Source organism: Peptoniphilus indolicus ATCC 29427 (assembly GCF_000227315.1).
GTDB classification, from domain to species: domain Bacteria; phylum Bacillota; class Clostridia; order Tissierellales; family Peptoniphilaceae; genus Peptoniphilus; species Peptoniphilus indolicus.
This window is the reverse complement of record NZ_JH165065.1, coordinates 24,876-37,079: the sequence shown is the minus strand read 5'-3', so window position 1 is coordinate 37,079 and position 12,204 is coordinate 24,876. Positions and strand designations below refer to the sequence as shown.

Below are 12,204 nucleotides of genomic sequence, written 5' to 3'. Positions count from 1 at the left end.
AAAGTGGTATAGTATACTTGTAATAATGATATTGGTTATCTTTTGTATTTTTAATTTTACATACAAAGTACCTTATTAAAAATAAACCAAGGAGGATTTTATGAAAAACTTAAAAATGTTAGCTGTAACTACAGCTATGTGTATGTCTATGTTAGTTGTAGGTTGTCAAAAGAAAGAGGCGCCTGCTAATAATGCCCCTACTAATGCTGCGGTTCAAAACGCTAATATGGATAAAGATGCTAAGGCAAAAACTGCTGATGCTAAGGTAACTTTAGCTGATTGGGAAGGAACTTGGAACAACTTTGGAGCATATTTAGATGACCCGGCTGTTCAACCAGCTTTTGAAGAAGTTGCAAAGAGAGATGGTATAACTGCTGAAGAAGCTAAAGCTAAATTACTTGAAAGAAGAAACTGTGAGTTTAACGGTATGGTAGTTAAAGGCGATACTATCACTTTCTTAGATGGTTTTGAAGATAAAGGTGGAAAAGAAGTAGCATCTGCTGAATACAAACTAACTGATGAACACAAAACTCAACACGGTTCTCACGAACTTACATGGTACACTTTCGAATCTGAAGGAGCAAAATACCCTGTGCTTCTACTAATGGAAGTTCACGGTGAAGAAGAATTAACTCACTTCCATATGAGATATGGTAACAATGCTGAAGAACTTTTAGCTATGGATGATTGGTTCCCTACTTTTGTAAAGCCAAATTCAACTATGGACCAAATCATCGAAGAAATAACTGAATAATTTTAGGAGGTATTATGAAAAAGAAACTGCTTAGTTTCTGTTTTGTAATTTGTCTTTTAATAATTAGTGGATGTTCAAAAAAAGAGGTGAAAGATGACAGACCTGTTGTCTACACCTCTTTTTATCCTATTCACGAACTTGTTAGTCAAGTTGCAGGCGACACTGTAGAAATTAAATCTTTTATGCCGTTAGATAAAGACCCTCATTTTTGGGAACCTAGTCCTAAAAATATGAGAGAACTTGCCAATGCCGATTTGCTTATCGTAAATGGTGCTAATATGGAAAAATGGCTAGATCAAGTCTCTGAAAATCTACCTGATTTAGATGTATTAGTGCTTTCTGAATCTGTTAATTTGATAACTTACAAGGGAGCTGCTGCTATGGGAGATTTTCAATATATGGGTCATTCTCAAATGCAATCCGGACAAGAATATAGGATTGAATTTGGACATACTCACGAAAATAATATGCGTGTAGCTTTTTTCAAAAAAGGCAATGAAACAAATGCTGAATTAATAAAAAAAGGTAAAAAAATTATGGAACAGAAAGGTGAAATAGTTCATCAAAGGTCACAAATCAATATTGAAGATTCTAAAGTCTACACTATTGAAATGGGCCATGAGAGTGGACTTGTAACTTATAAGTTGCCAACTGATGGTGACTGGGTATTTGTATCAGACCGTATTTCGGAAAATATATTGTCTTATGATTTATTGGATTCAAATAAAGAAAAGCTAAATGAAGAAGTTGTACTTGCCGGTTCAAGTTCATCTCTTGATAAAATCACTTATGACCCACATTCTTGGATGTCGGTTGTAAATGCAAAGAAATATTTAAATGCTATTTTTGATAAATTATCTGAAAAATATCCTGAAAATCAAAGGTTGTATAAAAAGAATAAACTAAAAACTGTAGATGCACTAACTGATTTAGAGTTTGAGTTTAAAGAAAAATTTAAAATAAAAAAAATGATCACTTCCTTACTGCACACAATGCGTATGGATATATTGCGAGAGACTTCGACTTAGTTCAATTTGCGTTGTCAGATTTAGTAAGTTCTGAGTCTCCAAGTTTAAAGACTATAAGAACTGCAATCAATTTTGCAAACACTTATGGAATAGACACAATTTTTTATGAATATGGCGGCGATTCAAAGAGCGCCAAGTCCCTTGCAGAAGAAGTACATGGAAAAGCAGAAGGTCTTGTTTCAATGGAATTCGCTTCTAATATCGATGATCTGGAAAATAAAGATTATGTCTCTCTTATGAGGATGAATCTTGAAAAAATATATGAAGCTGTTAAATAAAATAAGGAGGAAATTTTGAATATTGTAGAAATAAAAAATCTTTCTTTTTCTTACGGACATGACATTGTCCTAAATAATTTAAATTTAAACATTAAAGATGGTGGATTAAATATAATTCTAGGAGAGAACGGCTCAGGTAAATCAACCCTACTAAAACTAATCTTGGGAGAATTAAAAGTCAATTCAGGAAGTATAAAACTTTTTGGAGAGGACATATCTAAATTTAAAAACTTTGAAAAGATAGGTTATGTACCTCAAATACAAGTAGCAAACCAGATGGCTTTCCCTGTTACCTGCCTTGAACTAGTGGTTTTAAATTTGTATCGAGATTTTGGAAAAGTTAAAATTCCAAAAGATGAACAACTTAGAAGAGCTAAAGAAATACTAATCAAGATGGGACTTGAAAAACAAATAAACACTCCCCTAAATGAACTATCAGGGGGGTTAAAACAGAGAGCCATGATAGCAAGAGCTTTGATAAATAATCCTGAACTCTTAATCTTAGATGAGCCGACAGCCGGAATTGACGTTAAAAGTAAAGAGCAATTTATAAATATTCTCTCTTCAATGCAAAAAGACAACATCACTATTATGTTGGTAACTCATGAAATGGAATTTATTGAAGAAAATTTAAAAGAATATGAAATTTTCAATCTTAAAGGAGGTTCAGTATGTTAGCTTATGATTTTATGAGAAAAGCCTTAATCGCCGGCTTTATGCTTTCAATCATGATTCCTTTAATTGGAGTTGTAATGGTTAATAGAAAGACTTCAATGGTTGGAGATGCACTGTCTCACACTTCTTTAGCAGGTGTCGCAGTTGGACTTATAATGGGATTTGACCCTGTTATCGGAGCTATTATAGCTTGTATAGTCTCAGCTTTTTCAATTGAAAAAATAAGAAAGAAGTTTCCGCAGTACGGAGATATGGCAACAGCTGTAATCATGAGCACGGGTCTCGGTTTAGCTGCTTTGCTTTCAAACTTCGCCCCCGGTGGAAATACTTTTGAATCCTACCTTTTCGGTAGTATCTCATCAGTTACAACTATCGACCTTATAAATGTGGGCATTGTCTTTATAATAGTTGTTGCATTTTCAGTAATTTATTATGGAGCACTACTTGATATTTCAATTGATTTAAACCTTGCAAGACTTTCAGGAGTAAATATAAAACTTATCAACAATGTATTTACACTACTTACAGCCATAACAGTTGCTCTTGCTTGTAAAATAGTTGGCGCACTACTTGTTGCTTCACTACTTGTGTTGCCGGTTGCAACGTCTCTATTAATATGTAGATCCTACAAACAAACTTTAAAACTAAGTATCATACTGGGAGTGATATATATGTTCTTTGGAATTTGTATGTCATATTGGTTCGACGTAAAACCCGGTGGAGCAATAGTTATAAATGCTGTAATTGGTATGTTAATACTTTTCAGTTTAAATAAAATAAAAAAGAGAAAGAGAATTTAAAAAATAGCAGTGTTGAAATTAACTCAGCACTGCTATTTTCTTTATGTTTTAATTATTACATATAAAAAGCAAGTATTTCAACTTGCCCTTTACTTATCATATATGAGATTTAACTTCTGCTATTCTCTCCTCAAGAGTTTTTAAAATAGCTTCATAACTTTCCAACTTATCTCTTTCTTCTTGTACCAATTTTTCAGGAGCCTTGCTTACAAACTTTTCATTTGCCAGTTTTGAACTAGCTCTTTTTATTTCAGAAATAGTCTTTTCCCTTTCATTGTTAAGTCTTTCATACTCTTTGTTGTAATCCACCAAGTCGTTAAGTGGTAAAAATATTTCTGCACCGTCAACAACTATAGACACATTTTCAGAAGTCATTTCAAAACTTTCATCTTCCACAGAAACACTTTCTGAATAAGCTAAGTTTAACAAATGTCCCTTGTTTTCTTCAACAGCACGTCTAGCATCTTGATTCAAAACTTTAATCACTGTTTGAGATTTGTTTTTATTTTCTATATTCATCTCTTGGCGCCTATTTCTGATAAGTCTGATTATATCTTTTATATACTCAATATCTTTTTCTTCAGTTTTAAACTTCAATGACTCTTCAACTACAGGCCAACTTTCCACAATCAACGCACCATTTTCGCTTGGAATGTGGTCCCAAATTTCCTCTGTGATGTATGGCATAAATGGGTGAAGTAATTTTAAAATTCCCTTTAATACATAGATTAAAGTTGCCTTAGCAGCCTTCTTAGTTTCTTCATCTTCTCCATACAATCTTGGTTTTACCATTTCAATGTACCAATCGCAGAAGTCAGACCAAATGAAATCATATATGTCATTTGCCGCAAGTCCTATGTCGTACTTGTCAATCTTAGTTGTCAAAGACTCAACAGTTTCCATATACTTAGTCAAAATCCACTTATCTTCATTTCTTAAATTTTCAAGTTTTAATTCAAAATCTCTGTCTTCAAAATTCATAAATACAAATCTTGTAGCATTCCAAAGTTTATTTGCAAAATTTCTGTTTGCTTCAACTCTTTCAGTGTAGAAACGCATATCATTTCCAGGAGTATTGCCTGAAATAAGTGTAAATCTAAGAGCGTCTGCACCATAATCAGCGATTAACTCAAGTGGGTCGATACCATTCCCCAAAGATTTACTCATCTTACGACCAAGTGAATCTCTTACAAGACCTGTCAAGAATACATCTTTGAAAGGAACTTCTCCCATTTGTTCGATTGATGAGAATACCATTCTAACTACCCAGAAGAATATTATGTCATATCCTGTAACAAGTACATCAGTAGGATAGAAGTAGTCAAGATCAGGTGTCTTATCCGGCCATCCAAGAGTTGAGAAAGGCCAAAGAGCTGATGAGAACCAAGTGTCTAGAGTATCTTCATCCCTTCTGAAAGTCTTTCCTTCATATCCTTCTTTGCCGGTTGGATCCTCTCTGCTAACTACTATCTCATCAGTTTCATTGCAATAGTAAACAGGAAGTCTGTGTCCCCACCAAAGTTGTCTTGAAATATTCCAATCTCTTATATTTTCAAGCCAGTGTTCATAAACTTTTCCAAATCTCTCCGGAATAAAATCAACCTCTCCATTTCTGTAAGCTTCAAGAGCCGGTTTAGCAAGAGGTTCCATCTTTACAAACCATTGCTTTGAAAGCATGGGCTCGATAACTGTTCCACATCTTTCACAATGTCCAACAGCACTGTCGTGTTCCTTTGCCCCAACGTATAGTCCAAGAGCATCAAAATCTTCTATTATCTTCTTACGAGCTTCAGAAGTTGTAAGCCCACAATATTTCCCGGCATTTTCATTTAAAACAGCCTTTTCGTCAAACACTATAAGTTGACCAAGACCATGTCTTTCTCCTACACCAAAGTCGTTAGGGTCGTGAGATGGAGTGATTTTTACACAACCTGTTCCAAAATCTTTTTCTACATATTCATCTGCGATTATAGGAATAGCTTTATTGTCCATTATTGGCAATAAGACATTCTTTCCAATTAAATCCTTATATCTTTCATCTTCAGGGTGCACTGCAACAGCAAGGTCTCCAGGAATAGTTTCAGGTCTTGTTGTAGCAACTTCTATACTTCCTGAACCATCTTCCAAAGGATATCTAAAGTGGTAGATATGTCTATGCTCATCAACGTGTTCAACCTCTGCATCTGAAATTGAAGTCCCACAATTTGGACACCAATTTATAATTCTGTCCCCTCTGTATATAAGTCCTTTTTCATAAAGCCTTATAAAAACTTCTTCAACAGCCTTAGAAAGTTGATCATCTAATGTAAATCTCTCTCTTGACCAGTCACAAGAAACCCCCAATTTTTTCAATTGGTTCTTTATATTTCCGCCATACTCGTGAGTCCAATCCCAAGTTTCTTCTAAGAATTTTTCTCTGCCAATATCTTCCTTAGCTATTCCTTGAGCCCTAAGCTTCTGTACAACCTTAGCTTCAGTAGAAATACTCGCATGGTCGGTACCCGGTAACCAAAGTGCCGAATAACCTTGCATTCTCTTAGTACGAGTTAAAATATCTTGTATTGTGTTGTTAAGGGCATGACCCATGTGAAGATTCCCGGTTACATTTGGCGGTGGCATCATTATTGTAAAAGGCTTTTTATTTTCATCAACTTCTGCCCTAAAATGATTATTTGACATCCAAAAATCATATATTCTATCTTCAAACTCCTTAGGATTATAATTCTTTGATAACTCTTTCATTTTTCCCCCTATATTCAATCTTACTCTGCCTTTGGCACTATTTTAAACTTCTTAATTTTAATAATAAAAAAGACCCCTCATCTCTAAGGACGAAGGGCCGTGGTACCACCTTAATTTCTGAATAAATCAGCTCAAATAATATATCGGTTATAACCGCTGCATAGCAGTGCAAAAAAGCAACCTTCACTACTTTCAAATGACACCTTCCACCGGCCGATGCCTCTCTAAAATTCTACGATAGCTACTCCTCTTTTTTATAGCAAATATTAAATTATTCCCATTATATTAATTAAAGCTCATAAAGTCAACTGCTCTTGAATAAAAAAGTTAATTCTTACAATACTATTAAATCTACACTATTATTATCACATAATAAAACTAATGTTTATTAATTTGTTGAATACCTATTTGTTTTGTTATTTACTTATCTTATTTGCTAATTTGTCTTATTGTGTGGTACAGGTATCCTCACACTGCCTTGTTAATGCTGACCATACATCTTTATTAACTTCTCTACTTTTTCTTCAAGTTCTGCTATGAAACCGTCATTTTCTATAATAACGTCTGACATAGCCTTTTTAGTTTCAACACTGATTTGTGAATTTATTTTCTTAACCGCAATTTCTCTTGTTATGTTATCTCTATTCATAAGCCTCTTTATCTGAGTAGCTTTTTTAACATAGACCAACCAAATTTCATCTGCTTTAAATGAATATTCCACCATCTTATCTTTTAGTTCAAAATACAACGGCATATCCACGAATAACACTTCGTCTTTACTCTCTTGAATTTTTGCATTTATTTCTTTAAAAATCTCTCTGTGCATTATTTTATTTAAGATTTCTAATTTTTCTTTATTATTAAATACATAATCCGAAAGAGCTGGTCTATTTACTTTCCCCTTTAGCAAAAATTCATCTCCAAAGTTTTCTCTAATCTTTTCTGCTATAAATTCTTTTTTCAAAACTTCGTGAGCTATTTCATCTGCATCTATAACTTGAAAACCGTGTTTTCTTATTATTTCTGTAACAGCACTCTTACCCGTTGCGATTGAACCGGTTATAACTATGACCTTACTTCGTGTCATAAAGGCTATCTCCAACTTTCATATCTATCTTCAACGCCACCTTCATATTAACTGCATTTTCCATAAGTTCGTGCATGATTTTTTTCACTTCTTCAATTTCTTCTTCAACTGCATCAACTATCAATTCATCGTGAATTTGAAGTATCAGTTTGGAATTCATATTCTTTTCCCTAAGCGTTTTATAAACTTTGACCATTGCAATTTTTATTATGTCTGCTGCTGAACCTTGTATTGGTGTATTGATTGCTATACGCTCCCCAAATTGACGTATATTGAAATTCTTTGCTGATAACTCCGGAATATATCTTCTTCTGTTTAAAATTGTTTTGACATACCCTTTCTCTTTTGCAATTTCTACTTCATCCGTCATGAATTTTTTAATACCTTTAAAATTTTCCAAATAGTTATCTATATATATTTTCGCCGTCTTTCTTGGAATATTTAAATTTCTTGAAAGTCCATAATCTGAAATACCATAAACTATACCAAAGTTTACTGCCTTGGCTTGTGATCTCATAAGTGAAGTCACTTCTTCAAGAGGAACTTCAAACACTTCAGAAGCCGTTTTTCTATGAATATCGACATCATTTTCAAAAGCCGATATCATATTTTCGTCTTCTGTTATAGAAGCTAGAACTCTAAGTTCTATTTGTGAATAGTCTGCATCAACTAGTGAACAACCTTCTGAAGCCAAAAAAGCTTTTCTAATAAGCCTGCCTTCTTCAGTTTTTATAGGTATGTTTTGAAGATTTGGATCTTGTGATGAAATTCGCCCTGTGCTCGCAACAGTTTGATTGAAGTGGGAGTGAATTCTGCCGGTTTTAGGGTTCACTATCTCTTTTAGTCCATCCACATAAGTTGATTTGAGCTTTGTCAATTTTCTATACTCCAAGATATTGCCGACTATCTCCCCTTCATCTATCAGCTTTTCCAAAACTTCTGCTGATGTCGAGTAGCCTGTCTTTGTCTTCTTTATGACTTGAAACCCAAGTTTTTCAAACAATATAACTCCAAGTTGTTTTGGTGAGCTTATATTAAATTCTTCTCCGGCTTGTTCATATATCAACCTTTCAAGTTTTTCTACCCTCTCGTTTAAATCGGCACCTATCTCATCAAATACTGTTGTCTCAGTTTTTATTCCTATAAGTTCCATAGAAGCCAATACTTCAACTAATGGCAATTCAACATTTCTATATAACTCTTCCATTTCTTGTTCTCTGAGTAGCTCAACTTGTCTATCTCTAAGTTTATATACTGCACTCAAATAAAAAGCTGCATATTTATTTAAATCATCATCAGATAGTTCTGAATATTTTTTCTTTTTCACGCCTTTTCCAAGTAATTCTTCTTCATCTTTATATCCAACACCGAAGTGTTCACTTGAAATATTTGAAATATCATAATCCGATTTAGTTGAATTTAAAAGATATTCAGCTATTTGAGTATCGTGAGTGAAATTATTTATATTTATTCCCTCACTCATCAAAACCATGATGTCTTCTTTTAAATCATGACCTATTTTTTCTATTTCTTCAGACTCAAAAACTTCTTTAAATTCAGCCAAATTTTCTATGCCTTGGTATATCACAACGGGTTTTTCCTTAACTTTTATTGCAAATCTGCAAGGTTTAATACCTTCATAAATTTTTCCATCCGTTATAAACCTAAAGGCAAAAGATTTTTCATTTTTTATTTCTTCTATTAAATCTTTATAAACAATATCTCTTACTTTAAATACACTCTCTGAAACTTCCACAACCTCTGCCTTTTGAAATCCTTCCGGCAATCTCTTTAGTAATGTGTAGAATTCATATTCTCTATATAAGTCAGATAACTCTTGTAGATTGTATTCTCTTAGCTTTAATTCATCTAATTCAGTTTCTATAGGCACATTTCTAACAATTGTTCCAAGTTTTTTAGACATAAAAGCTTGAGCCTTATTGTCTTCTAATTTTTCCTTTTGTTTTTTCGCTGTGATTTCATCTATATGGTCATATAGGTTCTCAATTGTTCCAAATTCATGTATCAACTTAAGTCCCGTCTTTTCACCTATTCCCGGCACTCCCGGAATATTGTCCGAACTGTCTCCCATAAGTCCTTTTAAATCTATAAATTGATCAGGTGTTAACCCATAATCTTCTTGTAAACTCTCAACTGTTACAAGGTCCATTTCAGTAATTCCCTTTCTTGTCAAAAGTACACTGGTGTCCTTGCCGACCAATTGATAGTAGTCCTTATCTCCTGTAAGTAGTACAGATTCCATACCGACTTCTGAAGCTAATTTAGAAATTGTCCCTGCTATATCATCAGCTTCGTACACCGGAGATTCTAAAACTATAATGTTCATAAGTTTTAATACATCTCTTACAATTGGAAACTGTTGTTCCAACTCATTTGGAGTCTTTTGGCGAGTGCCCTTATAATCTTTGTATATATCCGAACGGAAAGTCTTTCCCTTCATATCAAAACAAACCACAGCATGAGTAGGCTTTATCCTATCGATAGCATTTTCCACCATCTGTATAAAACCGTACAGTGCATTTGTATAAATTCCCTTTTTAGTTTTTAACAACGGCAATGCATAAAAAGCTCTAAAGAAGAGCGACGAACCATCTATAATCAAAATTTTTTCCATAAAATCACATCCTTATAACTATTATACATTATATTTACAACTAATTTCACAATGATAATTAAAAAAGAACCTAATTATAGGTCCATTTTGAGTTTTATTTAATTGTCATTGCAAAATAAAATATACTCTAATAGTTTCGACTTGATTTAATATATAAAATGTTGTAAAATAATTAGGTAATATGCCGGAGTGATGGAATTGGCAGACGTACCAGACTCAAAATCTGGCGGTGGCAACACCGTGCGGGTTCAAGTCCCGCCTCCGGCACCATTTATATACTCTCATAAAAGCTTAAAAGTTTTTGTGAGAGTTTTTTATTTGCTTTTATGTGTTTGTAAGACATTGTTTGTCGAAATTATTGTCGATTTGCGGACGGGCCTATACTTTTTTACTATTTATATCTTTTATTTGTTGATTTTATTTTGATTCTTTATTTTTCTTGTAATCACGTGCCGCCCGTACATTTTTTGAAATTGTTGGTTATATTGATGTTTTTTATATCTTTGCAGCAAAAAAACATGGCTTCCCACGCTTTTTTATAAAATTTGTAATTTGCTTTCTTTTACTATATACATCATCAACCAAACTATTCCAATGCCAAGCGCTATGTGACCTAATCCGGCTATTCCTGAGAACATATTTTGGTTAAATAGTTCTGCATTTCCCCCTATTACTTGATATATTCCCTTTATCCACATCATCACTATTGTAAGAACTAATCCTGCGCTCCAAAGTTTTATCGGCATTTTTATTTTTTTGTAGTCAACATTTTTTATTCTGCTTATCAAAAGATACAATATTATTCCAAATACAAAACCCAAAATTAATGTGTGTGTATGAATTACTGAAAGCATTGTTTTTCCTTTAAATGCGAAAATTTTTGTAAATTCCCTAAAAAACACTCCTGCACTCAAACCAAATATCAATGTTATTAGCGCTGTTTCTAAGATATCTGCTGTTTTAAATTGTGTTTTGTAGTGTTTGTAGGCTACATACACGAGCATAAAGTAAGCCACGGTCTTTGGCATCATTAACATTCCAACAATCGCATATTTATCAGCAAATAGCACCACCGGTACATAGAAAATAAATGACAGTGCAATTAAGATTGAGTATTTTCTAAACAGTCCTTTTTCATTATATGATATTGCTATTAATATAATTCCCATAATTGTAAACGGTATGTTTCTAATGATATTCCAAGTTAAGTTTGGGTCGCTGGTTCCCCATTTGTTTTGAGGGAGTACTGTTAAAATTATTCTTACTATTGTAAGCAAATATATTGTACAATCGAGCATTTTGTTTTCTTTGTGATTCTCTTTTTTGTAGTGTTTATAATACAGTAGATAAAATATCGTCATGGTTATTGAAGTTATCATTTTGCCCCATGAGAGTATTGATGCAAATTGTTCCATTCCATTTTGTGTCATGTGTGCCATAATTCTCGGTACCAAGTGGAATGAGTCCCCAAGTCCTAGAACTACCCCCATTACTCCAAATGTTTTTGCACTTTTATCTTCTAGTAATAATAATTTTATTCCTATTGATATCACTAAAACTAGATATAGTGCATCAAATATTGATTCAAATAGTCCTGCCATTTTTAATTCCTCCAAATATCCAACTGCATTGGATGTCATATTTTTCTATAAATGTGTCTTTATCCCAGTTTTCGCTAAATGCTCTCCTAACCAAGTCATGCACAATTGCCTTTATGAACATTATTTTTTCTTCCCTTGTACTCTTTAGTGATTTTGTCATTTCCTTTGTCTTATATTTTGTATATTCTCTTTCTAAGTGTTCTGTCCAGTAGAGATACTTATATTTATACAAATTATAGTTTTCCGGGTTGAAAATTTCTTCGCTTATTTCACGTCCAAATTGTTGAAGTGCTTTTTCATGGTCGTAGTTATTTTTCTTTAATAAGCTTGAAAAAAGTTTGTGTGAGTCCACTATATATTTTTCTAATATCAAAAAATATGCTTCTTCTAAATTTTCAAAATATTGGTAGAAACTTCCCCTTGGAATATTTGCTTTTTGTATTATATTTGCTATTCGAGCTTTATTAAATGGTTTTTGCAAAAATTCTTCACGAATTGCATTTAATATCGACTGTTTTTTCTCTTCTGACAAATTAAAAAAGTGTCCTTCTATTTTTTGCCCTTTCTTTATAAATTTATAAGAATTTTTATTATGACACCCTGT

General features: G+C 33.1%; 8 protein-coding genes, 1 tRNA gene, 1 pseudogene and 1 other annotated feature. Of the genes and pseudogenes, 5 read left to right on the top strand and 5 right to left on the bottom strand.

The window, feature by feature from the left end; translation table 11 throughout:
* Positions 1-100 precede the first annotated feature (100 nt).
* From HMPREF9129_RS08655 to HMPREF9129_RS08640, 4 genes and pseudogenes are all read left to right on the top strand, one after another.
* The gene (locus tag HMPREF9129_RS08655) at positions 101-754 is read left to right on the top strand and encodes a ZinT/AdcA family metal-binding protein (RefSeq protein WP_004822626.1); all 654 of its coding nucleotides are present in this window, start codon (positions 101-103) and stop codon (positions 752-754) included.
* 14 nt (positions 755-768) lie between these two features.
* Positions 769-2,060: pseudogene (locus HMPREF9129_RS08650) on the top strand (metal ABC transporter substrate-binding protein).
* Positions 2,061-2,075: 15 nt separating this feature from the next.
* Positions 2,076-2,738 (top strand): metal ABC transporter ATP-binding protein, encoded by a 663-nt coding sequence (locus tag HMPREF9129_RS08645; protein WP_004822620.1) that lies wholly within the window; start codon positions 2,076-2,078, stop codon positions 2,736-2,738.
* Complete coding sequence (locus HMPREF9129_RS08640) at positions 2,732-3,535, top strand: metal ABC transporter permease (protein WP_004822618.1); 804 nt, start codon at positions 2,732-2,734, stop codon at positions 3,533-3,535. The genes HMPREF9129_RS08645 and HMPREF9129_RS08640 overlap by 7 nt, the downstream gene beginning before the upstream one ends.
* 96 nt (positions 3,536-3,631) lie before the next feature.
* Here HMPREF9129_RS08640 and HMPREF9129_RS08635 read toward each other — a convergent pair whose 3' ends face one another.
* From HMPREF9129_RS08635 to polA, 3 genes are all read right to left on the bottom strand, one after another.
* Positions 3,632-6,277: a valine--tRNA ligase gene (locus HMPREF9129_RS08635; protein ID WP_040552938.1), complete on the bottom strand. Its 2,646-nt coding sequence runs from the start codon at positions 6,275-6,277 to the stop codon at positions 3,632-3,634.
* Between the two features lie 82 nt (positions 6,278-6,359).
* Positions 6,360-6,544, bottom strand: a binding site (T-box leader).
* A gap of 214 nt (positions 6,545-6,758) precedes the next feature.
* Positions 6,759-7,364, bottom strand: a complete 606-nt coding sequence (gene coaE / locus HMPREF9129_RS08630) for a dephospho-CoA kinase (RefSeq protein WP_004822615.1) — start codon at positions 7,362-7,364, stop codon at positions 6,759-6,761.
* On the bottom strand, positions 7,351-9,999 hold the full coding sequence (polA, locus tag HMPREF9129_RS08625; RefSeq protein ID WP_004822613.1) for a DNA polymerase I: 2,649 nt from the start codon (positions 9,997-9,999) through the stop codon (positions 7,351-7,353). Before polA ends, coaE begins: the two co-directional genes overlap by 14 nt.
* Positions 10,000-10,182: 183 nt before the next feature.
* Between polA and HMPREF9129_RS08620 the strand changes: the two genes are divergently transcribed.
* Positions 10,183-10,269, top strand: a tRNA-Leu gene (locus HMPREF9129_RS08620).
* A gap of 266 nt (positions 10,270-10,535) precedes the next feature.
* Here HMPREF9129_RS08620 and HMPREF9129_RS08615 read toward each other — a convergent pair.
* Positions 10,536-11,600: a DUF2871 domain-containing protein gene (locus HMPREF9129_RS08615; protein ID WP_004822611.1), complete on the bottom strand. Its 1,065-nt coding sequence runs from the start codon at positions 11,598-11,600 to the stop codon at positions 10,536-10,538.
* A partial coding sequence (locus tag HMPREF9129_RS08610) for a TetR/AcrR family transcriptional regulator (protein ID WP_004822609.1) occupies positions 11,584-12,204 on the bottom strand: 621 nt, incomplete at its 5' end. The genes HMPREF9129_RS08610 and HMPREF9129_RS08615, both read right to left, overlap by 17 nt.

What these genes read in the sequence shown, in the direction of transcription:
- HMPREF9129_RS08655 (WP_004822626.1), top strand. Translation starts at nt 101, where the DNA reads ATGAAAAACTTAAAAATGTTAGCTGTAACTACAGCTATGTGTATGTCT.
- HMPREF9129_RS08640 (WP_004822618.1), top strand. Translation starts at nt 2,732, where the DNA reads ATGTTAGCTTATGATTTTATGAGAAAAGCCTTAATCGCCGGCTTTATG.
- HMPREF9129_RS08635 (WP_040552938.1), bottom strand. Translation starts at nt 6,277, where the DNA reads ATGAAAGAGTTATCAAAGAATTATAATCCTAAGGAGTTTGAAGATAGA.
- coaE (WP_004822615.1), bottom strand. Translation starts at nt 7,364, where the DNA reads ATGACACGAAGTAAGGTCATAGTTATAACCGGTTCAATCGCAACGGGT.
- polA (WP_004822613.1), bottom strand. Translation starts at nt 9,999, where the DNA reads ATGGAAAAAATTTTGATTATAGATGGTTCGTCGCTCTTCTTTAGAGCT.
- HMPREF9129_RS08615 (WP_004822611.1), bottom strand. Translation starts at nt 11,600, where the DNA reads ATGGCAGGACTATTTGAATCAATATTTGATGCACTATATCTAGTTTTA.